The sequence below is a fragment of the Bradyrhizobium sp. 25ACV genome, from assembly GCF_054863005.1.
In genome coordinates this window covers 81,059-104,776 of sequence record NZ_JAVAYO010000002.1, presented here as the reverse complement: position 1 = coordinate 104,776, position 23,718 = coordinate 81,059, and the positions used below count along the sequence as shown (strand labels likewise).

Here is a 23,718-nt window from a genome sequence, read left to right as displayed (position 1 = left end):
CGCAGTCGATAGATCACGTGGTATGGGTCCCCGCGTTCGCGGGGACGACGGCGGAGCTTGTAGCGACTACTGCCCCAGATACTTCTTCATCTCCGCGATCAGCCCGTCCCGCAGCTCCGGGCGCTTCAGGCCGTAGGCGATGTTGGCGCGGAGAAAGCCGGGCTTGGAGCCGCAATCATGGCGCTCGCCCTCGAACTCGACGCCGTAGAACTTCTGCGACTTGGCAAGGCCGATCATGGCGTCGGTGAGCTGGATCTCGCCGCCGGCGCCGCGCTCCTGCGTCTCAAGGATCTTGAAGATCTCCGGCTGCAGGATGTAGCGGCCGGTGATCGAGAGGTTGGAGGGCGCGGTGCCCTTGGCCGGCTTCTCGACCATGCCGTCGACCTCGAACATCTTGCCGCTGCGCTTGCCGACGCCGCAGATACCATATTGATGGGTGAGATGGTCGGGCACCGCCTCGACCGCGACCAGGTTGGATTTCTCGCCGAGCGTCGACGCCGTCTCGATCATCTGCTTGAGGCAGCCGGGCGAGTTGAGCACGAGTTCGTCGGGCAGCACGACGGCGAACGGCTCGTTGCCGACAATGTCGCGCGCGCACCAGACCGCGTGACCGAGGCCGAGCGGCGCCTGCTGGCGGGTGAAGCTGACGGCACCGGCTTCGGGCTGGTTCTGCGACAGGATGTCCTGCTCGGCCTTCTTGCCGCGCGCGGCCAGCGTGGCGTCGAGCTCGTACATCCGGTCGAAATGATCTTCGATGACGTTCTTGTTGCGGCCGGTGACGAAGACGAAGTGCTCGATGCCGGCCTCCCTCGCCTCGTCATAGACGTACTGGATCAGCGGCTTGTCGACGATGGTCAGCATTTCCTTCGGCATCGCCTTGGTGGCGGGCAGGACACGGGTGCCGAGGCCGGCGACGGGGAATACGGCTTTGCGAATTTTCATGTGATTGTTCGAATACCTGGGGGCACATGGGAACGGTGGAACGGAGCAATGGCATCTTGCTAGCCTGTTTGCAGCCGCCAACAAAGGCGGATGTGGGGCCTCACCCGCGCAGAGTTAAGAAAAAGGCCGCCACCAAAATTTCACCTTTGTTAAGCTATTGGCAACCGTAACCGGGCCTCCTGATGCCAGATTTTTGGAAGGCCGATGGGTGGGACATGATGCAATTGGTGGCAGGGCAGGCAAGACGGGCGGGATCCGTGACCGGCGCGGCGATGATCGCGGCCGCTCTGCTGCTGCCCCTCAGCGCGCACGCCCAGGCGCAGAACGGCCTGTCCAATCTGTTCGGCGGCATCTTCTCGGGCCCCAACGCTGCGCCCTCGCAGCCTGCGCCCGGTTCTGGCGGCGCTCTCCCCTGGAGCGGTGAGGACGGCGCTTCCGGCCATCCGCTAATGACGGCCGCGGCGATCCGCGAGGCCGCCGGCAATTTCAGCAATTGCGTTGCCGCGATGTGGCCCGATGCCGCACGGCGCAACATCACCCAGGAAAACTTCCAGCGCTTCACCGCCGGTCTCAGCCCCGACCTGCGCATCATGGACCTGATGGACTCGCAGCCGGAGTTCACGAAATCGATCTGGGACTATCTCGACATCCTCGTGAACGACAACCGTCTCGCCAAGGGGCGTGAGGTGCTCGCCAAATACAAGGCGCAGTTCGACGCCACCGAGAAGGCCACCGGCGTCGACCGCTACATCATCGCCTCGATCTGGGGCATCGAGTCCAATTACTCGACGCAGATGGGCGATCGCAGCGTGCTGCAATCGACCGCGACGCTCGCCTGCATCGGCCGCCGCCAGGCCTATTTCAAGGACGAGTTCCTCTCCGCGCTGGAGATCCTCAACCGCGGCGACCTCCGGCCGGAGCAGATGCGCGGCTCCTGGGCCGGCGCGTTCGGCCCGACCCAGTTCATGCCGACCGCGTTCAAGCGCTTTGCCGTCGACGGCGATGGCGACGGGCGGCGCGACGTCGTCGACAATCCGACCGACCTGATCGCCTCCACCGCCAACAACCTGAAGAAGGACGGCTGGCAGGCGGGGCAGACCTGGGGGTTCGAGGTCGTGGTGCCCCAAGGCTTCAACTACATGCTGGCGGACCGCGCCAAGGCGATGACGATTGCGCAATGGGAGAAGCTCGGGATGAAGCGGGCGACCGGCCAGCCCTTCCCGCATCCGGCGGAAAAAGCCTATCTGCTGGCGCCGGCGGGCGCGCAGGGACCGGGCTTCCTGATGTTGCAGAACTACCGGGTCATCATGAAGTACAACCCGGCCGAGGCCTATGCGCTGGCGATCGGCCATTTCGCCGACCGCCTGCGCGGAGGGCAGCCCTTCGTGCAACCCTGGCCGCGGCAGGAACGCGAGTTGTCCCGCACCGAGCGGCTGGAGCTGCAGCAGCTACTGGCGCAGCGCGGCTTCTACAAGGGCACCCCGGACGGCCAGTTCGGCGGCCAGACCCGGGAAGCCCTGCGCAATTTCCAGGCCTCGATCGGGGTGCCCGCGGACGGTTTTGCCTCCTCCGACGCACTGGAACGGCTGCGCGGACGGTAAAATCGCGCCGAAAGTAACCCTGAACAGGGATTTTGGCAGGCAGCCTTGACGCAGGCGGCTGTTCCCCGGTGTATGGGCGCAAGAATCTGCAACGGAATTTGCCCGTTTGGCGCCTGATTCCGTTATTATATCGAGCTACCTCCGATCCCCATTGCGCTGGCCCGAGATCGCATGTCGAAGCCGAAGTCCCTGTTCAAGGCGCTGACCGAGACCGGCCCGTTGATCGCGCTGGGCACGGCGCTTGCGATTCTGGTCTCGGTCGCAGGGCCTGCCTCGGCGCAGTTCTTCAACTTCCCCGGCTTCGGCGGCCCGCCGCAGCGTTCGGCTCCGCCACCACAACGGGGCGGTGGCGGAGGCGGCGGCTGGTTCGGCGGCGACTTCTTCGCGCCGTTCCAGCAGCAACAGCAGCAGGCTCCCCGCCAGGATTTTTCGCGCGCGCCGGCGCCAGCCAAGCGCGACACCATCCCTGAGAAGAACGTGCTCGTGATCGGCGACGCCATGGCCGACTGGCTCGCCTATGGCCTGGAAGACGCCTACACCGAGCAGCCCGACATGGGCGTGATCCGCAAGCACAAGACCACGTCCGGCCTGATCAAGTACCAGCCGCGCGGCGAGCCCGCGGATTGGACGACTGCCGCAAGGGGCATCCTCGAGACGGAAAAGCCCGACGTGATCGTCGTCATGCTGGGCCTCAACGACCGCAGCGCGATCCGCGAGCCCGTCGCCGACAAGACGGACAAGGCCGCCGCAGACAAGGACAAGAAGAACGACAAGGGCGCGCGCGCCAAACAGCCAGCGAAGCCGGGGGACGCCAAGCCCGGCAACGACACCGCCGCCAAGCCCGACGACAAGCCTGCCGATGCCGATCTGCCGCAGGACGACGCCGACAATGCCGACGCGCCGGCGGCCGCGCCCGAAAAGACGGCCCGCAATCCGAACGGCCTCTACGAATTCCGCGACGACCGCTGGGTCGAGCTCTACGGCAAGAAGATCGAGGAGCTCGCCAACGTCCTCAAGGCCAAGGGCGTGCCGGTGCTGTGGGTCGGCCTTCCCGCCATCCGCGGGCAGAAGGGCACGGCGGACATGCTGTTCCTGGATTCGCTTTATCGCGAAGGCGCGGCCAAGGCCGGCATTACCTATGTCGACGTCTGGGACGGGTTTGTCGACGAGGCCGGCCGCTTCCTTCAGAAGGGTCCTGACTTCGAAGGCCAGATCCGTCAGCTCCGCAGCTCTGACGGCGTCTTCTTCACAAAGCCCGGCGCGCGCAAGCTCGCGCATTATGTCGAGCGCGAAATCACGCGCCTGCTGGCAGGACGTTCCGGCCCGATCGCGCTGCCGAGCGAGCCGGCGACGCCCGACACCAGCGCCGAGCCCGGCAAGCCCGCACCGCGGCCGCTGGCGGGGCCGATCGTGCCGCTGGTTGCAGCCTCGATTTCGACCGATCAATTGCTGGGCGGCCCGGGCTCGCGTCCCGCCGCTGTCGATGCGCTCGCTGCGAAGACAATGGTGAAGGGCGAACCGCTGGCGGCTCCGGCGGGCCGCGCCGACGATTACGCCTGGCCGCGCCGCGAAGTCGGCCGCGAGCAGGCCAAGGGCGATACGCCGATGGCCGCGACAACGCCTGAGGGCAGCGCGCCTTCCGCATCGCCGGGCGCAGCCGCGGCGATCGCTCCGCCAAAGCTCGCGCCGAAGAAGCCGCCGGTCCCGCCGCAGCAACCGGCACAGGCTACGCCCTCATTCCGCGATTTCTTCGGCTTCGGCTCTCCGCAGCCCCCGCCGCCGCGTCAACTGGCGCCGGCTCCCGGGCCGCGCAATCCGAATCCCAATCCCGGGGTCCCGCGTCCGCCGGGTAACGTTGGCCGTTCGGCCGAGATGTTCCGGTAAGGTAAGGTCTCGTGTCCCGGATGCGACGCAGCGCTTCTCGGTGAGGCGGCGCAGAGCCGGGACCCAATTCGTGCGGCATTCACAAAAGATGGCCCCGGCTTAGCGATGCAGCGTTTCCGGACGATGCTACGCATCGCCTAGGCTGCATCGCGTCCGGGGCACGAGTGATAGGCGTTCGGCGACTAGCCTTAATAGCGCCAGCGCGACGGCGGGGGACGACGCGCGGGGCGCGACATCAGAAGCGCGAGTGCGAAACCGATGCCGCCGGCGACCAGCAGCGCGCCGAGCGGATTGTCCTGCACCTTCTTCGACAATGCTTGCGTACCGTCGCGAAGAGTCTCGCCGCTGTTGTCGTAGGCGTCCTTGGCGTAGTCGGCTGCAGTCTCGCCGGCCTCGCGTACGGCATCCTTGGCCTGGCCGTAGAGATTCTGCACCGTGCCCGCGGCTTCCCGCGCCTTGCCCGACGCCTGCGTCTTCGCATCGCCTGCCATGTCTCCGATCGCGCCTTCCGCGCGTCCGGCATATTCCTTGGCCGATCCAACAATCCGATCCGTGTCCATGATGATCCTCCTCGGTGGTCAGCCGAAGTAACCGATCAGGCGCGGCCCAGTTCCAAGTGTTTGCGAAAGTGTAGCTCCTACGAAAGTGTGTAGCCCGGATGGAGCGCAGCGTAATCCGAGGGCCTTTCCGCGAGAGAGAACCCCGGATTACGCTGCGCTCCATCCAGGCTACGCGGTCAGCTAGAGGATGAGCCCGCCATCGACGACCAGCGTCTGTCCGACGATGTAGGACGACAGCGGCGAAGCCAGGAACAGAGCCGCGCCCGCCATGTCGGCCGGCGTGCCCAGCCGCCGCAGCGGAATGCGTGACAACGCACCTTCGAGCCGCTTGGGATTGTCGGTCGTTACCTTCGTCATCTTGGTGTCGACGAGTCCGGGCGCGATGCCGTTGACGCGGATGCCGTCCTCCGCCCAGGCTTCGCCCAGTGTCCGCGTCAATCCGACCGCACCGGTCTTCGAGGCGTTATAGGCGGGATTGCCCATAGTGGAATGATAGGCCGCGGTCGAGGACACCATGATCAGCGACCCCTTCGCATCCCGCAGCATGGAATGAAATCGCGTGGCGCGGGCCATCAGGCTCATCAAATTGACCTCGACCACCTTGCGGAAGCCGCTCATCTCGAACTCGCCGCGGCGATAGAGCACCGCGCCTTGCGCGAGCACGAGCACGTCGAGCCGCTCGAAGGAGGGCTTGAATGCCTCGATCGCATTGGGGTTGCTGACGTCGAGCTGCGCATAAGACAGGCCCGTGAGATCAGAACCCTCCTCGATCGAATAATCCTTTGCCTGCGCACGCGTGCCGCAAACCGCGACATGCGCGCCCCTCGCGCGAAACGCTTGCGCGATGCCGTTGCCGATACCGCTGGAACCGCCGACCACCAGCACCTGCCTGCCTGAGAAATCGAGCTCGTTCGCCATCGCGGCCTCCCCTTTTGTCTTGCTTGTTTGACCTGTCTGCGGATCGATGTCAGCCTTGTCAATCATAACAAGAACAAGCAGGGCGCGAGGAAACAGCATGTCCGAGTTCAAACGGCTCAGCCGGTCCGTAAAGGGCCTGACCGTTCTCGTCACCGGCGCGGCCAGCGGCATGGGACGCGCCACCGCGCAATTGTTCGCCGCAGAGGGCGCGAACGTTGCCGTCACCGACTATGACGAGCAAGGCGTGCTCGCCGTCGCGGCGGAGATCGCGGCGAACGGCGGTTCGGCAAAAGCCTGGAAGCTCGACGTCGCAGAGGCCACCGAGATCAAGCGCGTGGTGAATGATGCTGCGGCACATTTCGGCGGGCTCGATATCGTCGTCAACAATGCCGGCATCTCCGTGCGCGTCGCGATCGACGACGAGGCCTATGAGGACGCCTGGGCCAGGGGCATCGCCGTGATGCTGACGGCGCATCCGCGCATCATCCGCGCCGCACTGCCTTACCTGCGCAAATCGAAGAGCCCGCGCATCGTCAACATCGCCTCGACCGAGGCACTCGGCGCCACCGCATTACACAGCCCCTATTCGGCAGCGAAGGGCGGCGTGGCGAGCCTCACCCGCTCGCTCGCCGTCGAGCTCGGCCGCGAGGGCATCACCGTCAACTGCATCTGCCCGGGTCCGATCCGCACTGGGATCACCGACCGCATCTCGGAGGAGCACAAGACGATCTATGCCAAACGCCGCACCGCACTCGGCCGCTACGGCGATCCGGAGGAGGTCGCACATATGACGCTGAGCCTGTGCTTGCCGGCGGCGTCCTTCCTCACCGGCGCGGTGATCCCGGTCGACGGCGGGTTGATGGCGCGCAACGCGTGAGAGCCATGCGCGCCGAGCGTTGACAACGGCGAGTGCGGGAGTAGCTTTTTCGCCGACAGAGCGGGACCAACCGCTCGCACATGCGGGAGAAAACGCCATGACGATCGCCATCCGGCAGCTTCAGAAGCACTTTGCCGGCGAGGTTTCCGGCCTCGATTTGCGAAAGCCCCTCACCGAGGTCGAGGCGCGCGAGGTCGAGGCCGCCATGGACAAATACGCGGTACTGGTTTTCCACGACCAGGACATCACCGACGAGCAGCAGATGGCTTTTGCGCTGAACTTCGGTCAGCGTGAGGATGCGCGTGGCGGCAACATTACCAAGGCCAGCGAATACCGCCTCAACTCGGGCCTGAACGACGTCTCCAACCTCGGCAAGGACGGCAAGCCGCTGCCGAAGGACAGCCGCGCCAATCTGTTCAACCTCGGCAATTGCCTGTGGCACTCCGACAGCTCGTTCCGGCCCATCCCTGCAAAATTCTCGCTGCTGTCGGCGCGCGTGGTGAACCCCAAGGGCGGCAACACCGAATTCGCCGACATGCGCGCCGCCTATGACGCGCTCGACGACGACACCAAGGCGGAGATCGACGATCTCATCTGCGAGCACTCGCTGATGTATTCGCGGGGATCGCTCGGCTTCACCGAATACACCGAGGATGAGAAGGAGATGTTCAAGCCGGTGCTGCAAAGGCTGGTGCGGACGCACCCCGTGCATCGCCGCAAGTCGCTGTATCTGTCATCCCATGCCGGCAAGGTCGTCGGCATGAGCGTGCCCGAGGGCCGGCTGTTGCTGCGCGATCTCAACGAGCACGCAACGCAAGCAGAGTTCGTCTACGTCCACAAATGGAAGCTGCACGACCTCGTGATGTGGGACAACCGCCAGACCATGCACCGCGTCCGCCGCTACGACCAGTCGCAACCTCGCGACATGCGCCGCGCGACGGTGGCGGGGACGGAGCCGACGGTGCAGCAGCAGGCGGCGGAGTAGCGCGGCAACCTCCGCTGTCGTCCCGGACGAGCGAAGCGAAGATCCGGACCCATAACCACAGGACGTCGTTTGGCGAAGACTTGGAGTGACCGGCCTGCCTTAAACTTCACCCTGGGAGTATGGGTCCCGGATCTGCGCGCGCTTGAGGCGCGCTTGTCCGGGACGACAGCGGAGGATGACGTACCACCGCGGAGTATGTCGCGGTAGCGACTAAAGCAGCTAGGCGTGTCCCGCTTCGTTCGAGAGCATGCCGGGATCGATGCCGATCTTCTGCAGGGCGCGGTTGTATTTGTCGTCGACGTCGTCACCGAAGATCAGGTCCGCATCCGCATCGCAATGCAGCCAGCCGTTGCTCTGGATCTCGGTCTCGAGCTGGCCCGGCGCCCAGCCGGCATAGCCGAGCGCGAGGATGGCGTGCTTGGGGCCGGAGCCGTTGGCGATCGCGCGTAGGATGTCGACGGTCGCGGTGAGGCAGACGCCGTCGTCGATCCGCAGCGTCGCGTTCTCGATGTAGAAGTCGCTGGAATGCAGCACGAAGCCACGCCCGGTATCGACCGGACCGCCGCGCAGCACCTTCATGCTTTCGGCATTCTCGGGCAGCTTGATGTGCTCGCCCTTCTTGATGATGCCGAGCTGCTCCAAGAGCTCGGGGAAATCGATGCTGCCGGCCGGGTGGTTCACGATGATGCCCATCGCTCCCTCCGCCGAATGGGCACAGAGATAGATCACCGAGCGTTCGAAGCGGGAATCGCCCATCACCGGCATCGCGATCAAGAGCCGGCCGTCGAGATAACCGGCCGAATTAGGGAGCACGGGTCCCGCGCTGCGGGTGCTTTCGCCCGTCCTCTTGCCTGTGGGAGCCATCGGTTAAGCACTCCGGTTTCAATTCCTATCCTGATGTCGGGCCGGGCCGCTGTCAAATCAAGGCTTGCAGAGACTTGATTCAAGTGCATCCATCACAAGCAATTCAATGGTTTGCCTCAGGGTGACCCTGTAAAGACGTGCCATGCTCACAAGAGTTCCCCTGCGTGCGGCGATTGGCGTCGCAACAACCCTGTTTGCGTCGTCGCTGGCCATCGTAGCCCGTGCCGATGACGCTTCGCCGTGGCAGCGCGACGGACATTCCGCGGTGCGGCTATTGGCGGGATCGCGCAGCGGCGCCGTCCTGCTCGGCGGTATCGCCATCCAGCTCCAGCAGGGGTGGAAGACCTATTGGCGCTCCCCCGGCGATTCCGGCGTCCCGCCGCGGTTCGACTTTTCCAAGTCGGACAATGTGGAGGCGGTGACGGTGATGTGGCCTGCGCCGCTGAAATTCGACGACGGCGCCGGCGGCCATTCGATCGGCTACCACAACCAGATCGTGCTACCCCTGCGCATCGTCGCCAAAGCGGCCGACAAGCCCGTGACCCTGCGCGCAGAGATCAATTACGCGGTGTGCGAAAAACTCTGCATTCCGGTCGAGGCCAGCGCCGAGCTCGGCTTCAACAGCGTGGCCTCGACCGAGGATGCCAATCTGCGTGCGGCACTCGATACCGTGCCCAAGCCCGCCAATATCGGCGATCCCAATCCGCTCACCATCCGGGACGTCAAGCGCGACGGCGCCACCAAGGTGACGGTCGACGTGGTCACGCCGGATGCGCGCAACGTCAATCTGTTCGTGGAAGGTCCGACGCCCGACTGGGCGCTGCCGATTCCAGCTCCGGTCAAAGACAGCCCGGCTGGCGTGAAGCGCTTTTCGTTCGAGCTCGACGGCCTGCCGCCGGGCGCTAGGCCCGACGGCGCAGCGTTGAAATTCACGCTGGTCGGGCCGGAGAAGTCGTACGAGTTCAATACGAATTTGGAGTGAGTACTGGTTAGCTCGTCCGGGACATCACCGAGTCGCCACCCAACCGAATCTTAACGAATGGTTGCTAAGCCCCAGGGCCACCGCAGCAAGCCTGCGGCATGCGGAAGACTGGGGACTTTTCGTGGCCGTGATGGATGCAGAACCTGCAACGACCGGACCGGCCGGGCTGATCGCGCGGCTGCGGGCCAGGCTGACGGGCGGCCCGAGCGAGGCATCGCTGACGCGGCGGCTGGCCGGCACCATCTTCATCATCCGCGTCATCAGCGCCGGCCTTGCCTATGTCTCGCAGGTGCTGCTCGCACGTTGGATGGGCACGTCCGACTACGGCATCTACGTCTATGTCTGGACCTGGGTGCTGCTGCTCGGCAGCATGATGGATTTCGGCATCTCGGCCTCGGCGCAGAAGATCATTCCGGAGTATCGCGCCAGCGGCGAGCAGGCATTGCTGCGCGGCTTTCTTTCCGGCAGCCGCTGGCTGATCTTTGCCGCCTCCATGGTGGTGTCGCTCGCGCTTGCCGGCATCGTCCGGCTGCTCTCGCCCTGGATCGATCCGGCCGAGGTGCTGCCGCTCTATATCGGCTGCATGACGCTGCCCGCCTTCGTCGTCGCCAACACCCAGGACGGCATCGCGCGCTCGCATGACTGGATGCAACTCGGCCTGATGCCGCAATTCATCATCCGTCAGGGGCTGATCATCGGAATCACGGCTATCGCCTTCCTGCTCGGCTATCATCTCGGCGCCGTCGCCGCGATGGTTGCGAGCGCCGGTGCAGTGTGGATCGCGATGACCGGGCAGATGGTGGTGCTGAACCGCAAGCTCTCCGGCCATATCGCGCCCGGCCCCAAGACCTATGACATCGGCGGCTGGCTCGCCGTCTCGCTGCCGATCCTGCTGGTCGAGAGCTTCTACCTGCTGCTGTCCTACACCGACGTGCTGGTGCTGCAGCAATTCCGCCCCTCCGACGAGGTCGGCGTCTACTTCGCAGTGGTGAAGACGCTGGCGCTGGTCTCGTTCATCCACTACGCGATGTCGGCAACGACGGCGCATCGCTTCGCCGAATACAACGCAAGCGGCGACAAGGCACGCCTGTCGGCCTATGTCGCGCATGCCATCAACTGGACATTCTGGCCGTCGCTGGCGGCGACCATCGTGCTGCTCGCGCTCGGCAAGCCGCTGCTCTGGCTGTTCGGGCCGCAATTCGTAGTCGGCTACGACATCATGTTCGTCGCCGCGATCGGGCTGGTGGTGCGCTCCGCGATCGGACCGGTCGAGCGGCTGCTCAACATGCTCGGCCAGCAGAAGATCTGCGCGCTCGCTTATGCGTTGGCCTTCGTGATGAACCTCATGCTCTGCATCGCACTGGTGCCGCGTTACGGCGGCCACGGCGCCGCGGCCGCGACCTCGATCTCGCTCACCTTCGAGACGGTGCTGCTGTTCTGGATCGTGCGGCAGCGGTTGGGGCTGCACGTGCTGGCGTTTGGAAAATAGGTATTACGCACCCGTCCTCGTTCGCCCCCTCGAAGAACGACCATTTCGCAACGCACCCGCGAACAAGGCGAAACACCTACCAATCTCCGACTTGTAGAACGATTTTTCTTATTACGCCCAAGCGGTTGCACCGCAGGGGAAATTTATTCTACGTCATATTGCCCAACTGACGGGATAAACTTAAGATTCCCTGGATATGATCGATCCACTCTACGTCGCCTCCGGTTTCGGCGTCGGCCTGCTCGTCGGGATGACCGGCGTGGGCGGCGGTTCCTTGATGACGCCGCTGCTGATCCTGCTGTTCGGTGTTCATCCCTCCACCGCGGTCGGCACCGATCTGCTCTATGCCGCCGCCACCAAGACCGGCGGCAGTGTGGTGCATGGCTGGTCGCGCAGCGTGCACTGGCCGGCGGTGGTGCGGCTCGCCTGCGGGAGCATTCCTGCGAGCGCAGTGACGCTGCTGATCCTGTGGAAGCTCGATCTCAAAAGCGATTCCGAGCGCAGCCTGGTCAATCTGGTGCTGTGCTTCGCGCTGCTGCTGACCGCGACCTCGCTGATCTTCCGCAAATCCATCATGGGGCGTTATCGCGGCCGGCTCGAACAGGTCGACGAGCGCACCACCGCGATTGCGACCGTCGTCACCGGCATCGTGCTCGGCGTGCTGGTGTCGATTTCGTCGGTGGGCGCCGGTGCGGTCGGCGTGACCGTGCTGCTGCTGCTCTACCCTCGCCTGCCCATGGCAACCATCGTCGGCTCCGACATCGCCCATGCGGTGCCGTTGACGCTGGTCGCCGGCATCGGGCACTGGGCGCTCGGCGACGTGGATTGGGCCCTGATGGGCGTGCTGCTGATGGGCTCGCTGCCCGGCATCATCATCGGCAGCTACAGCGCGACGCGGGTGCCGGAGACGGTGCTGCGGCTGACGCTTGCCAGCGTGCTGTTCGTGGTCGCAGGCAAGATCATGTTTGCGGAGCTGAACCTGTCGTCGGCGTTCGTGACGGCGCTGGCCTGGACGCATTGAGCGGAAGCGGACGCCTCGTTCTCGGTTTCGTAGGGTGGGTTAGCCGAAGGCGTAACCCACCTCTTTTGTTTCCGCGGTGACAGACGCGGTGGGTTACGCTGCGCTAACCCACCCTACCGCACTGTGCCGTTACTCCGCCGTCCAGCCGCCGTCGATCGAGAGATTGGTGCCGGTGATCTGGGCGGCATCATCGCCGCACAGGAACAGCGCCAATGCCGCGACCTGCTCGGACGTCACGAACTCCTTGGTCGGCTGCGCATCGAGCAGAACGTCGTTGATGACCTGCTCGCGCGTCAGATTGCGCGCCTTCATCGTGTCGGGAATCTGCCGCTCTACCAGCGGCGTCCAGACGTAGCCGGGGCTGATGCAGTTGCAGGTGATCTTGTGGGTCGCGACCTCCAGCGCCACGGTCTTGGTGAGACCGGCGATGCCGTGCTTGGCCGAGACGTAGGCCGACTTGAAGGGCGAGGCGACCAGCGAATGCGCCGATGCCGTGTTGATGATGCGGCCCCAGCCTTTCTTCTTCATGCCGGGCACGGCGGCACGGATGGCGTGGAAGGCCGAGGACAGGTTGATGGCGATGATCTGGTCCCACTTCTCGAGCGGGAATTCCTCGATCGGCGAGACGAACTGGATGCCGGCATTGTTGACGAGGATGTCGACCGAACCAAAAGTCTTCTCGCCGAGCGCGATCATGCCGGCTATCTCGGCCGGCTTGGTCATGTCGGCGGGCGAATAGATCGCCTTCACCTTGAAGTCCTGTTCGATCTTGGCGCGCTCCTTCTCGATATCCTCCGGCGAGCCGAAGCCGTTGATGACGACATTGGCGCCGGCGGCGGCGAAGGCACGTGCGTAGGCGAGCCCGATGCCGCTGGTGGATCCGGTCACGACGGCGTTCTTGCCTGATAGACTACCCATTCTATTCGCTCCTTTTTGCCGGGGGTGCGGTGACGTCCCCCGTGAGATCGTAAGTCACCATGGTCTCGCCGGACTGCGGCCGCTCGAGCCAGTCCTTGTGGCGCATCGACAGATGCACGTCGCGCACGCCGGCCTCCCAATGCTCGACCATGGCGACGTGCGAGAAGTCGTAATCCTTGGACGAGGATTCGTAGTTCTTGCTGCGGTAGATCAGATGCACGACGGTGACGGTGCTTTCGCGCGACACCTTCGCAAGGAATTCGACGGAAGGATCGTTCTTGAGATAATCCGGCAATTTGCCGATCAGGTCGCGCACCGCCCTGCGGGCGTTGTGGATCTGCTTGTTCTTGTCGGTGTTCATCCGCGTGCGGCTGGAGAAGCGGATGTCCTTCTCGCGCTCGGTCGCCTCGAGCAGTGAATTCGGTAAGTCTCCGCGCGCGGAAAACAGGTCGACCTGGAAGATCAGCATGTCGCGATCGACCTCGGCATCGAGCACATAGTCGAGCGGTGTGTTGGAGGCGATACCGCCATCCCAATAATGTTCGCCGTCGATGACGACGGACGGAAAGCCAGGCGGCAGCGCGCCAGAGGCCATGATGTGCTCGGGGCCGATGGTCTTGCCGAGCTTCTTGAACTCGTAATTGTCGAAATACTTGAAATTGCCCGAGGTGACGCCGACCGCGCCGACCGACAGGCGCGTCTTCAAATCGTTGATGCGGTCGAAATCGACCAGACGCTCCAGCGTCTTCTTCAGCGGCGCGGTGTCGTAGTAGCTCTCGGCTTGCGAGCTGCCCGGCGGCCAGAGCGGCGCGGGCGGGATGCGCGGCGTGAAGAAGCCGGGCACGCCGAAGGTCGCGATCAGCGCAGCGCTGGTCGAGTTGAACAGCTCGCGGCTGTGGTCGCTCTTGCCGATCGGCTTCCACGGCACCGGCGCGGAGACCATCTCCCAGAATTCCTTGAGCCGCTTGACGCGCGTCGGGCCCTCGTTGCCGGCGATGATGGCGGCGTTGACCGCGCCGATCGAGATGCCGGCGACCCATTCCGGCTCGAAGCCATGGCCGCACAGCGCCTGATAGGCGCCGGCCTGATAGGAGCCAAGCGCGCCGCCGCCCTGAAGGACCAGGACGCGTTGCGCATTCGCAGGGATGCTGGCGGATTCCGGGCTACGATCGGTCATGGATGAACAATAGCAAAAGGCGAGCCACCGTGGCGCCGCTCCGCCGCGGCGTCAATGCATCCCGGGATCAAGTCTGGCTTATCGGGGCTCCGTCGAGGCCAGGATCATGGTCCAGAACACCTTGTATTTGGTGCCCGGAGCATAGCTCGCCGCTATGCCCAATTTTGTGACACCGCCCTTGAGCATGTTGGCGCGGTGGGGCGGCGAGTCGCGCCAGCCGGAAAACGCTTCCGCCAGCGTATGATAGCCGGCCGAGACGTTCTCGACGGCAACGGTGGCGGGATAGCCGCCGGTGGCAAGGCGCTTGGCCAGCGGCGCGCGGACGTCGTGATCCATCTTGTTGGCCGCAGCCATGGCCTGGGACTGGGATTCGGCGAGCCGCATCAGATCGGGATCGATGACAACGGTGCCGAGGGCGTTGTTCTGGCGGTATTGCGAGATCATGATCGCGGCCGCCTGTGCGTCGAGCTTGGAGCCCGGGGCCGCCATATCGGCATACATGGACGGCTGCTGGACCGGTGCCTCGTTGCCGGCACAGCCGGCAAGCAGCAAAGTGATGAGAATTGCGGCCGCGGCGCGCATGTAAAGCCCCCGAATGAGGGGCCGTTGTTGCATACCAACCGTGGCTGAAAGGTGAATTTTGATGAAAATCTGCTCGGTGTCATTCCGGGGCAGTGCGCAGCACTGAACTATGGTGCGCAATTGCGCACCTGAGGTCTGGTCCTTCGGACCGTCCCGGAATGACGGGAATTTCTACCCCGCAAATATCCGGTAACGGCGCGGCTCGAGCCCGATGGTGTCGCCGGCGCGCAGTTCCTTGTCGCGGGGGGCGTCGATCTCGATGGTCTCGCCGCCTGACAATGCGACCTCGGCGCGCTGCACGGGACCGAAATTGCGGACGTGCTGGACCGCGCCCTCGAACGCGCCGCTGCCGGGGGGCCCGACCAGCATATCATGTCGCCGTACGAACAGTTTTGACGCGCCAGGCGCAATCCCGTCCGCCGCGAGGGCGAGCGGCCGGTCACCGAGCCTGATCACGCCGCCTTCGACCTGAACCGGGAGCTCGATGGACTCGCCGATGAAGCCGTGAACGAACGCGCTTGCCGGGGTCTCATAGACATCGTCGGGCGAGCCGATCTGCTCGATCCTGCCCTTGTCCATGACGACGACGCGGTTGGCGACTTCGAGCGCCTCCTCCTGGTCGTGGGTGACGAAGATCGAGGTGACGTTGATCTCGTGATGCAACGAGCGCAGCCATCGGCGCAGCTCTTTTCGTACCTTGGCATCAAGCGCGCCGAAGGGCTCGTCGAGCAAGAGGATGCGCGGCTCGATCGCGAGCGCGCGGGCGAGCGCAATGCGCTGGCGCTGGCCGCCGGAGAGCTGGCTCGGGTAGCGATCGGCGAGCCAGTCGAGCTGCACGAGATCAAGCAGCTCTTTCACCCGGGCGCGGATCGCGGCCTCGTCTTTCCGGATAGCACGCGGCTGCACGCGCAGGCCGAAGGCGACGTTCTCGAACACGGTCATGTGGCGGAACAGTGCGTAGTGCTGGAACACGAAACCGACATGCCGCTCGCGCGCGCCCTGCGCCAGCGCGTCCTCGCCGTTGAAGGAGACCTCGCCGGAGTCAGGCCAGTCGAGGCCGGCGATGATCCGCAGCAAGGTGGTCTTGCCGGAGCCTGATGGACCGAGCAGCGCCAGCAATTCTCCATTGTCGACCTTGAGATCGACGCCGTCGAGGGCGGCAAAACTGCCGAACTTCTTGACGAGATTTTTGACCTCAATGGTCACTTGCGTCGTGTCCTTCGTCGAGGTGACGTTCGAGAACCGTCTTTGCGATCAGCGTGATCAGTGCCAGCATCGCCAGCAGCGAGGCGATCGCGAAGGCGGCGACGAACTGGTATTCGTTGTAGAGGATCTCGACCAGCAGCGGCATCGTGTTGGTCTCGCCGCGGATATGGCCGGAGACGACGGAGACCGCGCCGAACTCGCCCATCGCGCGCGCATTGCAGAGCAGCACGCCGTAGAGCACGCCCCATTTGATGTTGGGCAACGTGACACGGAAGAAGGTCTGAAGACCCGAGGCACCGAGCGAAACCGCGGCCTCCTCCTCCTGCGTGCCCTGCTCCTGCATCAGCGGGATCAGCGCGCGCGCAACGAACGGGAAGGTCACGAAGGTGGTGGCGAGCGCAATGCCGGGCACGGCGAACAGGATCTGGATGTCGTGATCCCTAAGCCAGCTGCCGAAATAGCCCTGCGCGCCGAACAGCAGCACGAAGACGAGGCCGGAGATCACCGGGCTGACCGAAAACGGCAGGTCGATCAGCGTGATCAGGAAGGTCTTGCCCGGGAACTCGAATTTTGCAATCGCCCAGGCGGCGACGAGGCCGAACACCAGGTTGAGGCCCACCGAGATCGCCGCGACGACCAACGTCAGCTTGATCGCGGCGAGAGCCTCCGGCTCGGCGAGTGCGGAGAGGTAGGCGAGGATTCCCTTCGAAAAGGCCTGCGCGAACACGACCACCAGCGGCAGCACGACGAAGACGGAAAGAAAGATCATCGCCAGCGCGATGATCGTGATGCGCACCGCGCGCGGCTCGGTGCGCAAATTGTCTTGCGCCGCCGCCGCGTGTGCCCGGGCCTTCGCACGTGCCGTGGCGTCGGGAGCCGAGAGCGACACGGAGTCCGCGATCTGCATCGTCATCGCATCCTCCTCAGCGCGCCGGGATCCGGCTCCGCGCCCAGCGCTGGAGCCGGTTGACGGCGAAAATGATGACGAAGGAGACGACGAGCATGACCACCGCGATGGCGGTCGCGTCGGCGTAGCGGAACTCGGACAGCCGGATCACGATCAAGAGCGGCGCGATCTCGGAGACATTCGGCAGATTGCCGGCAATGAAGATCACCGAGCCGTATTCACCGACCGCGCGGGCGAAGGAGAGTGCGAGCCCGGTGAGCAGCGCCGGCGCGAGCGAGGGCAGGATCACGCGGATGATGGTCTGCCAGCGGCTGGCGCCCAGGCTGCCCGCGGCCTCCTCGATCTCGGGGTCGAGATCCTGCAGCACCGGCTGCACCGTGCGCACCACGAAGGGAATGCCGATGAAGATCATGGCGACGAAGATACCGACCGGGGTGAACGCCACCTTGATGCCGAGCGCCGCCAGCGGCGCCCCCAGCCAGCCCTTCTCGGCGAACAGCGCGGTCAGCGCGACGCCGGCGACCGCCGTCGGCAGCGCGAAGGGCACGTCGACGATGGCGTCGAACAGCCGCCGGCCGGGGAAGCGGTAACGCACCAGCGCCCAGACGATGATGCTGCCCATGACGAGGTTGACGGAGGCCGCCGCGAACGCGAGGCCGAAGGAAACCCTGAGGGCATTCAGGGTGCGGCGGCTGGAGAGGATGTTCCAGAATTGCTCGGGGCTGAGCTCGAGCGATTTCAGGAACAGCCCAGCGAGCGGAATCAGGATGATGATCGACAGCCAGGAAAGCGTCAGTCCCATTGTGAGACCGAAGCCCGGCAATGTCCGGCGTCGTGCTGCGAGTGCGCTCACCAGGCCCCCTGCTAAAGCCCATTAAGACAGCGCCAGATCAGTTCTTATAGATCTGGTCAAAGATGCCGCCGTCGGCGAAATGTTCCTTCTGCGCCTTGGTCCAACCACCGAAAACGTCGTCGATCGTGAATAGTTCGACCTTTGCGAAGGCGTTTTCGTATTTTTTGGCAATCTCGGCATCCCGCGGGCGGTAGAAGTTGCGCGCGGCGATCTCCTGCCCCTCCTTGGTGTACCAGTACTGGAGGTAGGCATCGGCGGCGTTGCGGGTGCCCTTTTTGTCGGCAACCTTGTCTACGATCGCGACCGGCGGCTCGGCGAGGATGGATTGCGGCGGCGCCACGATCTCGAATTTCTCCCGGCCGAATTCCTTCAGGGCGAGAAACGCCTCGTTCTCCCAGGCCAGCAGCACGTCGCCGACGCCGCGCTCGACGAAGGTCACGGTGGCGCCGCGCGCGCCGGTATCGAGCACCGGCACCTGCTGGTAGAGCTTTCCGATGAAGTCCTTGGCCTTGTCGGCGGCGCCGGATTTCTTCAGCGCAAAGCCCCAGGCCGCCAGATAATTCCAGCGCGCGCCGCCCGATGTCTTCGGGTTCGGCGTGATCACGGCAACGCCCGGCTTGATCAGATCATCCCAGTCCTTGATCGCCTTGGGATTGCCCTTGCGCACCAGGAACACGATGGTGGAGGTGTAGGGTGACGCATTCTGCGGCAACCGCTTCTGCCAGTCCGTCGCCGTGAGGCCCTTGCCGGCGATCGCGTCGATGTCGTAGGCGAGCGCGAGCGTCACCACATCGGCCTGCAATCCGTCGATCACCGCGCGCGCCTGCGAACCGCTGCCGCCATGCGACTGTTTGATCTCGACGCTCTTGCCGGTTTCCTTCTGATAGGCGTTCGCGAACGCCTTATTGAATTCGGCATAGAGCTCGCGCGTCGGATCATACGACACGTTGAGCAGATTGATGTCGGCAGCGAGAGCCGCGCTTGCCAAAAAACCCGTCGCGAGAAGTCCTGCAGCGAGCGGAACGATACGGCGCATCATGTCCATCTCCATTCACTTCGACGACGTCGGTGTCAGCGAAGGCAGGCGAAACTCGCGGCGAAACGCGCTTAAGTCAACGAAACCGGATTTTCTTGTTCGCAGCGTGGCAGCGTGACTGTGCTACGAAGTCTTCATCGTGTGGATGCCGCATTCTGTCTTGGCCCGGCCGCGCCAGCGACCAGCACGTTCATCCTCACCTTCGGCCGTTCTGCTCGTGCAAGGCATACACCCAACCGACAGGAAACCGGAGGCGGCCAGTGGATGACGCGGCAATTTGGCGCGGACGAAGATGGCCTCGAGTTCCTCGCGCGAGACGTTGGCGAAGGGGTTGAACTTCAACCGCACGCCATCGTCTTCAACCACCGGAATGTCGGCGCGCGCATTGCCCTGGAAGCGCTTGCGGCCGTTGAGCCAGGCCGAGAACGGCTTCAATGCCCGCGCCAGCGGCTCGACTTTACGAATGCGACAGCAGGCATCGGGATCAGAGAACCAGAGATCGCGGTCGGCATCTTCGCGCGCCAGCGTCTCCTCCGCAGGCTTGATCGAGCGAACGTCCTTCAAGCCAAGCGTCGCGATCAGCGTGTCGCGATAGGCCAGCGTCTCCTCGAACAGCCAGCCGGTATCGAGGAAGATCACGGGGATCGCGGGGTCGACGTCCGCCATGACTTTCAGCAGCGTCGCCGATTCCGTGCCGAACGACGACACCAGCGCAAGCTTTTCGCGCCCGACTGTCTTCAGCGCCGCGGCGACGATCTCCGCGGGCGAGGCATCGCGCAGCGCGCGATCGAGTTCGTCCGCTGACGGCAACGCAGAGACCGACGTCGGCGAAACCTGAGGCGCGATCGCGTTCACGTGCCGACGCCTTCGGAATGGCGCAGCTGCATGCGCCGATGCAAGGCCGTGATGCGGCCGTCGCCGGTCGGCTGGTAGAACACCGAATAGCGCTTGGCGGTCTGCATGAAGGCTTCCGCGTCGGCCTGCTTCTTGACGTCGAAGGAATCGAAGCCGGCGCGCAGCATGAACACGAACTGGTCGCGCAGCACCTGGCCGGTGGCGCGCAATTCGCCGCGGTAATTGTAGCGCTCGCGCAGCAGGCGGGCCTGGCTGTAGGCGCGGCCGTCGCGGAAGGTCGGGAATACCAGAGCGACGACGGTGATCTTGCCGAGATAGGGCACGAGTTCGCTGATGTCGCGGTTGTTCGGCCAGATCACGCCGACCTTGCCGGCGCGCTTGAGCAGCGCATCGGCCTCGCCGATGAAGCGCTCGGCCGGCACCAGGATGTCGCCGCCCTCGGGCAGCGGCGTGTCGACGGCCAGCTTGACGAAGCTGTCGTCGGCGATCTTTCCGCCGTTAACGAGTGGCATAAACGCGCTCCTTGAAGGGTTCGACGCCGAGGCGTTTCACGGTGTCCATGAACAGCTCTTCGGGCCGCTCGCGCAGCGCCAGATAGGCTTCCACGATGTCCTCGACGACGTCGGCGACCTCGTCGAACTTGACGCCGGGCCCGATCAGGTTCCCGAGCGCTGCGTTCTCGTCCGCACGGCCGCCGATGGTGATCTGGTAGACTTCCTCGCCGTTCTTCTCGACGCCGAGAATGCCGATATGGCCGACATGGTGATGGCCGCAGGCGTTGATGCAGCCGGAGATGTTGATGTGGAGCCGGCCGATCAGGTTGGCGAGCTCGTGGTTGGCGAAGCGCCGCGTCAGCTCCTGCGCGATCGGGATCGAGCGCGCATTCGCCAGCGAGCAATAGTCGAGACCCGGGCAGGCGATGATATCGGTGATCAGGTTGACGTTCGGCGTCGCGAGGCCAAGCTTGTCGAGCGCCTTCCACAGCGCCGGCAAGTCGCGCTTGGCGACATGCGGCAGCGCCAGGTTCTGCTCGTGGCCGACGCGAATCTCGCCGAAGGAATATTTGTCGGCGAGATCGGCCAGCGCATCCATCTGCTCCGCCGTGGCATCGCCCGGAGGCGCACCGATCGGCTTCAGCGAGATCGTGACGATGGAGTAGCCCTGGTTCTTGTGCGGGGCCACCGAGTTCTTGCGCCACGCTTCGAAGTCGGGATCGGCCGCCGCCTGCCGCAGCTCGTCCGGCATGTGCGGCAGCTTTTCGTAGGCCGGATAGGTGAAGCGCGAACGGATGTCCTCGATCACCTCGTCGTCGATCTGGAGCGAGGAGTTGCGGATGTGCTGCCACTCCTCCTCGACCTCGCGCGAGAACTTCTCGATGCCGAGCTCGTGGACCAGGATCTTGATGCGCGCCTTGTAGATGTTGTCGCGGCGGCCATACTGATTGTAGACGCGCAGGATGGCCTCGATATAGCTCAGGATATCGCGGCCGTGCACGAAATGCTTGATGGTCTTGGCGATGAACGGCGTGCGGCCTAGTCCGCCGCCGACCAGCACCTCGAAGCCGGTCTCGCCCTTCTCGTTCTTGATCAGGCGGAGGCCGATGTCGTGGATCTTGATCGCGGCGCGGTCGTGGTCCGACGCAGTGATCGCGATCTTGAACTTGCGCGGCAGGAACGAGAATTCCGGATGCAGCGTGGTGTGCTGGCGGATCAGCTCCGACCAGATGCGGGGATCCTCGATCTCACCCGGCGCGACGCCGGCCCACTGGTCCGAGGTGACGTTGCGCATGTTGTTGCCGGAGGTCTGCATGGCATGGATGCCGACCTTGGCGAGATCTTCCAGCGCGTCCGGCAGCTCTGCGAGCTTGATCCAGTTGAACTGGATGTTCTGCCGCGTGGTGAAATGGCCGTAGCCGCGGTCGTATTTGCGCGCGACATGGGCGAGCGCCCGCAGCTGGTTTGTCGCCAGCGTGCCATAGGGGATCGCGACCCGGAACATGTAGGCGTGCAGTTGCAGATAGACGCCGTTCTGCAGGCGCAGGATCTTGAACTCGTCCTCGGTGAGCTCGCCGGAGAGGCGCCGCTTCACCTGGTCGCGGAACTCCGAGACGCGCTCATTGACGAGCGTGCGGTCGATTTCGTCGTAAGCATACATAAGAAAGCGCCTTAAACCTGGGCCGACTGTCCGATGGTCACACCGGTGCGGCGGATCTGTTCGCGCAGATTGCCGGGTTCGATCTTGCCGTCCGCGCCGACCTGCACCGGGGCGATATAGGGACCGATCGCGCCGACGTCATCGGCGACGGACTCCGCAAGCAACGCTTTGGCCTCGTCGGAGTTGCGCACTATCGCAGCTTCAGACAGGTCCGCAGACCAGCTCTTGGCAGCGGTGCGATACACCACGATGCCGTCCCAAGTCCGGTTGGCGGTCACGATCGAGGGGCCGGCGATCTTGATCTTCTTCTGTTCAAGCGGGGAGGTCATTCGGCTGCATCCAATAGGTCAGAGATGATTTGCTTTGGGGTTTCGCGACGAAGGGAACCGGCATGCCGGACCACCTCGCCGATGATGAGAATGGCGGGACCGCCGCTGACGCGCCGCACCAGCTCGGGGAGATCGCGCAACGTGCCGATCGCGCCCTGCGCATCGGGACGGGTGACGCGCGCGAACACGCCGACCGGCGTCTCCGGCGAACGGCCGGCGGCGAACAGGCCGGCGCGCACGGCCGGCGCGGCAGTCATGCCCATGTAGACCACGACGGTCATTTTGGTGTCGGTCAGCGTCGACCAGTCAACGACTTCCGCATCGCGCGCCTTGTGCGCGGTGAGGAAGGTGATGCGGGTCGCTTCATGACGGTAGGTGAGCGGCACCTCGAAATCGGCGGCGCCGCCGAGTCCGGCTGTGATGCCGGGGATGATCGAATAGGCGACGCCAGCCGCGCGCAGTGCTTCGACCTCTTCGCCGCCGCGGCCGAACACGAAGGGATCGCCGCCCTTCAGCCGCACCACCCGCTGGCCGGCTCGCGCGGCTTCGATCATGCGCTGGTTGATGGCGTCCTGGCCGATGCCGGGCTTGCCGACGCGGCGGCCGACCGCAACGCGCGTGGTGTCGCGGCGGATGCGGTCGAGAATTTCGCCCGAGACTAGTTCGTCATGGAAGACGATGTCGGCGTCCTGCAATGCGCGCAGCGCCTTGATGGTGAGAAGATCGGGATCGCCGGGACCGGCGCCGATCAGCGCGACCGAGCCTTCCGGCTTGTCGGCACGCGCGAATTCGGAGGGATCGGCAATCGCCTTGAGCGCGGCATCCGCCTCGCTCCTGCGGCCGCCGAGGACGGCGGCGCCGATCGGGCCGTCGATGACGCGCTCCCAGAACCGGCGGCGCAGCGGAAACTCGGTGATGCGCTCGTTGATGGACTTGCGAAAGCCGCCGATGAACTCGGCGAGCTCACCGATACGGGCCGGCAGCAGCGCCTCGATCTTCTCCCGCACGCGCCGTGCAACGACGGGCGAAGTGCCGCCGGTACCGACCGCGACCACGACATCGCCGCGATCGACGATCGCCGGGAAGATGAAGCTGGAATGTTCGAGATCGTCCATGACGTTGACGGGCAGGCCCAGTGCCTTCGCTCGCGCCGACATCGCCACGCCGACATCGCCCGCGCCGGCACAGACGATGGCGATGACTCCCGGGAGATCGGCAGTGAGCGGATCGCCCGACGCGATCTCGATACGCGCCGCATCCCCGGAGTTCAGGCCCAGGTCATGATTACCATCGATCGCATGCACGCGGATGCGCGCACCGGCAGCAGAGAGCACGCGCAGCTTGGCACGCAAAAGCTCACCCGCGCCGATGAGGACCACCGGACCGGCCTTGAGATCGAGAAACACCGGCAAGAACCGCATGCGATACTCGCTTCCCCCACATCCGGGGTTGACTGGAATTATTTTCTATATATGTGTCGTTTCGAGCGCGCAAAGAGAAAATTTTTTCTTCTCTTCCGCACCGCAACTATAGAATTTTCGCCTCCAAACGCAAAGTGGCAGAGATGCATCTTCTCAA

At 64.6% G+C, this 23,718-nt stretch carries 23 protein-coding genes; 7 read left to right on the top strand and 16 right to left on the bottom strand.

The genetic code is table 11. The annotated features are described in order from the left end of the window. Positions 1-66 precede the first annotated feature (66 nt). Complete coding sequence (locus RAD04_RS04260) at positions 67-942, bottom strand: UTP--glucose-1-phosphate uridylyltransferase (RefSeq protein ID WP_461622776.1); 876 nt, start codon at positions 940-942, stop codon at positions 67-69. A gap of 215 nt (positions 943-1,157) precedes the next feature. Between RAD04_RS04260 and RAD04_RS04255 the strand changes: the two genes are divergently transcribed. Together RAD04_RS04255 and RAD04_RS04250 are read left to right on the top strand one after the other, a co-directional pair. Beyond that, positions 1,158-2,543 carry a lytic murein transglycosylase gene (locus RAD04_RS04255; RefSeq protein ID WP_461622775.1) on the top strand — a complete coding sequence of 462 codons (1,386 nt, stop codon included), beginning with the start codon at positions 1,158-1,160 and terminating at the stop codon, positions 2,541-2,543. A gap of 171 nt (positions 2,544-2,714) precedes the next feature. Further along, the gene (locus RAD04_RS04250; protein ID WP_461622774.1) at positions 2,715-4,427 is read left to right on the top strand and encodes an SGNH/GDSL hydrolase family protein; all 1,713 of its coding nucleotides are present in this window, start codon (positions 2,715-2,717) and stop codon (positions 4,425-4,427) included. 188 nt (positions 4,428-4,615) lie between these two features. On the opposite strand, the gene RAD04_RS04245 is transcribed toward RAD04_RS04250, so the two are convergent. Then, positions 4,616-4,987 carry a CsbD family protein gene (locus RAD04_RS04245; protein WP_018318729.1) on the bottom strand — a complete coding sequence of 124 codons (372 nt, stop codon included), beginning with the start codon at positions 4,985-4,987 and terminating at the stop codon, positions 4,616-4,618. 180 nt (positions 4,988-5,167) lie between these two features. After that, complete coding sequence (locus RAD04_RS04240) at positions 5,168-5,905, bottom strand: SDR family NAD(P)-dependent oxidoreductase (protein WP_461622773.1); 738 nt, start codon at positions 5,903-5,905, stop codon at positions 5,168-5,170. Between the two features lie 97 nt (positions 5,906-6,002). Between RAD04_RS04240 and RAD04_RS04235 the strand changes: the two genes are divergently transcribed. Continuing rightward, entirely contained in the window at positions 6,003-6,782 is a 780-nt protein-coding gene (locus RAD04_RS04235) for an SDR family NAD(P)-dependent oxidoreductase (protein WP_461622772.1), read from the top strand. A gap of 97 nt (positions 6,783-6,879) precedes the next feature. After that, positions 6,880-7,767, top strand: a complete 888-nt coding sequence (locus RAD04_RS04230; protein WP_461622771.1) for a TauD/TfdA dioxygenase family protein — start codon at positions 6,880-6,882, stop codon at positions 7,765-7,767. A gap of 219 nt (positions 7,768-7,986) precedes the next feature. Here RAD04_RS04230 and RAD04_RS04225 read toward each other — a convergent pair whose 3' ends face one another. After that, positions 7,987-8,631, bottom strand: a complete 645-nt coding sequence (locus RAD04_RS04225; protein WP_461622770.1) for a YqgE/AlgH family protein — start codon at positions 8,629-8,631, stop codon at positions 7,987-7,989. A 142-nt stretch (positions 8,632-8,773) separates the two neighbouring features. Between RAD04_RS04225 and RAD04_RS04220 the strand changes: the two genes are divergently transcribed. From RAD04_RS04220 to RAD04_RS04210, 3 genes are all read left to right on the top strand, one after another. Continuing rightward, complete coding sequence (locus RAD04_RS04220) at positions 8,774-9,613, top strand: protein-disulfide reductase DsbD domain-containing protein (protein ID WP_461622769.1); 840 nt, start codon at positions 8,774-8,776, stop codon at positions 9,611-9,613. Positions 9,614-9,743: 130 nt separating this feature from the next. Then, positions 9,744-11,102, top strand: a complete 1,359-nt coding sequence (locus RAD04_RS04215; protein WP_461623158.1) for a flippase — start codon at positions 9,744-9,746, stop codon at positions 11,100-11,102. Positions 11,103-11,298: 196 nt separating this feature from the next. After that, positions 11,299-12,123, top strand: a complete 825-nt coding sequence (locus RAD04_RS04210; protein ID WP_461622768.1) for a sulfite exporter TauE/SafE family protein — start codon at positions 11,299-11,301, stop codon at positions 12,121-12,123. A gap of 129 nt (positions 12,124-12,252) precedes the next feature. On the opposite strand, the gene RAD04_RS04205 is transcribed toward RAD04_RS04210, so the two are convergent. The 12 genes from RAD04_RS04205 to cysG all read right to left on the bottom strand — a co-directional run bounded on the left by RAD04_RS04205 (position 12,253) and on the right by cysG (position 23,561). Further along, entirely contained in the window at positions 12,253-13,041 is a 789-nt protein-coding gene (locus RAD04_RS04205) for a 3-hydroxybutyrate dehydrogenase (protein ID WP_018318737.1), read from the bottom strand. Between the two features lies 1 nt (position 13,042). Then, positions 13,043-14,218 (bottom strand): DUF3734 domain-containing protein, encoded by a 1,176-nt coding sequence (locus RAD04_RS04200; RefSeq protein ID WP_091955973.1) that lies wholly within the window; start codon positions 14,216-14,218, stop codon positions 13,043-13,045. Between the two features lie 78 nt (positions 14,219-14,296). After that, the gene (locus RAD04_RS04195) at positions 14,297-14,800 is read right to left on the bottom strand and encodes a CAP domain-containing protein (RefSeq protein ID WP_461622767.1); all 504 of its coding nucleotides are present in this window, start codon (positions 14,798-14,800) and stop codon (positions 14,297-14,299) included. Between the two features lie 171 nt (positions 14,801-14,971). Continuing rightward, positions 14,972-16,006, bottom strand: a complete 1,035-nt coding sequence (locus tag RAD04_RS04190) for a sulfate/molybdate ABC transporter ATP-binding protein (RefSeq protein WP_461622766.1) — start codon at positions 16,004-16,006, stop codon at positions 14,972-14,974. After that, positions 15,996-16,919 (bottom strand): sulfate ABC transporter permease subunit CysW, encoded by a 924-nt coding sequence (cysW, locus tag RAD04_RS04185; RefSeq protein WP_461622765.1) that lies wholly within the window; start codon positions 16,917-16,919, stop codon positions 15,996-15,998. Before cysW ends, RAD04_RS04190 begins: the two co-directional genes overlap by 11 nt. A gap of 10 nt (positions 16,920-16,929) precedes the next feature. Continuing rightward, positions 16,930-17,766: a sulfate ABC transporter permease subunit CysT gene (gene cysT, locus RAD04_RS04180; RefSeq protein ID WP_461622764.1), complete on the bottom strand. Its 837-nt coding sequence runs from the start codon at positions 17,764-17,766 to the stop codon at positions 16,930-16,932. A gap of 37 nt (positions 17,767-17,803) precedes the next feature. Next, a complete protein-coding gene (locus RAD04_RS04175; protein ID WP_461623157.1) occupies positions 17,804-18,802 on the bottom strand; it encodes a sulfate ABC transporter substrate-binding protein in 999 nt (332 codons plus the stop codon). Between the two features lie 123 nt (positions 18,803-18,925). Further along, complete coding sequence (locus tag RAD04_RS04170) at positions 18,926-19,657, bottom strand: phosphoadenylyl-sulfate reductase (RefSeq protein WP_461622763.1); 732 nt, start codon at positions 19,655-19,657, stop codon at positions 18,926-18,928. After that, on the bottom strand, positions 19,654-20,169 hold the full coding sequence (locus tag RAD04_RS04165) for a DUF934 domain-containing protein (RefSeq protein ID WP_461622762.1): 516 nt from the start codon (positions 20,167-20,169) through the stop codon (positions 19,654-19,656). Before RAD04_RS04165 ends, RAD04_RS04170 begins: the two co-directional genes overlap by 4 nt. Next, complete coding sequence (locus RAD04_RS04160) at positions 20,156-21,811, bottom strand: nitrite/sulfite reductase (protein ID WP_091955966.1); 1,656 nt, start codon at positions 21,809-21,811, stop codon at positions 20,156-20,158. The genes RAD04_RS04165 and RAD04_RS04160 overlap by 14 nt, the downstream gene beginning before the upstream one ends. Before the next feature lie 11 nt (positions 21,812-21,822). Further along, positions 21,823-22,140 carry a DUF2849 domain-containing protein gene (locus RAD04_RS04155; RefSeq protein ID WP_018318747.1) on the bottom strand — a complete coding sequence of 106 codons (318 nt, stop codon included), beginning with the start codon at positions 22,138-22,140 and terminating at the stop codon, positions 21,823-21,825. Further along, positions 22,137-23,561, bottom strand: a complete 1,425-nt coding sequence (gene cysG / locus RAD04_RS04150; RefSeq protein WP_461622761.1) for a siroheme synthase CysG — start codon at positions 23,559-23,561, stop codon at positions 22,137-22,139. Before cysG ends, RAD04_RS04155 begins: the two co-directional genes overlap by 4 nt. Positions 23,562-23,718 lie beyond the last annotated feature (157 nt).

Excerpts from the sequence above, each read along its gene's own strand:
- RAD04_RS04260 (WP_461622776.1), bottom strand. The coding sequence starts at position 942 with ATGAAAATTCGCAAAGCCGTATTCCCCGTCGCCGGCCTCGGCACCCGT.
- RAD04_RS04255 (WP_461622775.1), top strand. The coding sequence starts at position 1,158 with ATGATGCAATTGGTGGCAGGGCAGGCAAGACGGGCGGGATCCGTGACC.
- RAD04_RS04250 (WP_461622774.1), top strand. The coding sequence starts at position 2,715 with ATGTCGAAGCCGAAGTCCCTGTTCAAGGCGCTGACCGAGACCGGCCCG.
- RAD04_RS04245 (WP_018318729.1), bottom strand. The coding sequence starts at position 4,987 with ATGGACACGGATCGGATTGTTGGATCGGCCAAGGAATATGCCGGACGC.
- RAD04_RS04240 (WP_461622773.1), bottom strand. The coding sequence starts at position 5,905 with ATGGCGAACGAGCTCGATTTCTCAGGCAGGCAGGTGCTGGTGGTCGGC.
- RAD04_RS04235 (WP_461622772.1), top strand. The coding sequence starts at position 6,003 with ATGTCCGAGTTCAAACGGCTCAGCCGGTCCGTAAAGGGCCTGACCGTT.
- RAD04_RS04230 (WP_461622771.1), top strand. The coding sequence starts at position 6,880 with ATGACGATCGCCATCCGGCAGCTTCAGAAGCACTTTGCCGGCGAGGTT.
- RAD04_RS04225 (WP_461622770.1), bottom strand. The coding sequence starts at position 8,631 with ATGGCTCCCACAGGCAAGAGGACGGGCGAAAGCACCCGCAGCGCGGGA.
- RAD04_RS04220 (WP_461622769.1), top strand. The coding sequence starts at position 8,774 with ATGCTCACAAGAGTTCCCCTGCGTGCGGCGATTGGCGTCGCAACAACC.
- RAD04_RS04215 (WP_461623158.1), top strand. The coding sequence starts at position 9,744 with ATGGATGCAGAACCTGCAACGACCGGACCGGCCGGGCTGATCGCGCGG.
- RAD04_RS04210 (WP_461622768.1), top strand. The coding sequence starts at position 11,299 with ATGATCGATCCACTCTACGTCGCCTCCGGTTTCGGCGTCGGCCTGCTC.
- RAD04_RS04205 (WP_018318737.1), bottom strand. The coding sequence starts at position 13,041 with ATGGGTAGTCTATCAGGCAAGAACGCCGTCGTGACCGGATCCACCAGC.
- RAD04_RS04200 (WP_091955973.1), bottom strand. The coding sequence starts at position 14,218 with ATGACCGATCGTAGCCCGGAATCCGCCAGCATCCCTGCGAATGCGCAA.
- RAD04_RS04195 (WP_461622767.1), bottom strand. The coding sequence starts at position 14,800 with ATGCGCGCCGCGGCCGCAATTCTCATCACTTTGCTGCTTGCCGGCTGT.
- cysW (WP_461622765.1), bottom strand. The coding sequence starts at position 16,919 with ATGACGATGCAGATCGCGGACTCCGTGTCGCTCTCGGCTCCCGACGCC.
- RAD04_RS04175 (WP_461623157.1), bottom strand. The coding sequence starts at position 18,802 with ATGCGCCGTATCGTTCCGCTCGCTGCAGGACTTCTCGCGACGGGTTTT.
- RAD04_RS04165 (WP_461622762.1), bottom strand. The coding sequence starts at position 20,169 with ATGCCACTCGTTAACGGCGGAAAGATCGCCGACGACAGCTTCGTCAAG.
- RAD04_RS04160 (WP_091955966.1), bottom strand. The coding sequence starts at position 21,811 with ATGTATGCTTACGACGAAATCGACCGCACGCTCGTCAATGAGCGCGTC.
- RAD04_RS04155 (WP_018318747.1), bottom strand. The coding sequence starts at position 22,140 with ATGACCTCCCCGCTTGAACAGAAGAAGATCAAGATCGCCGGCCCCTCG.
- cysG (WP_461622761.1), bottom strand. The coding sequence starts at position 23,561 with ATGCGGTTCTTGCCGGTGTTTCTCGATCTCAAGGCCGGTCCGGTGGTC.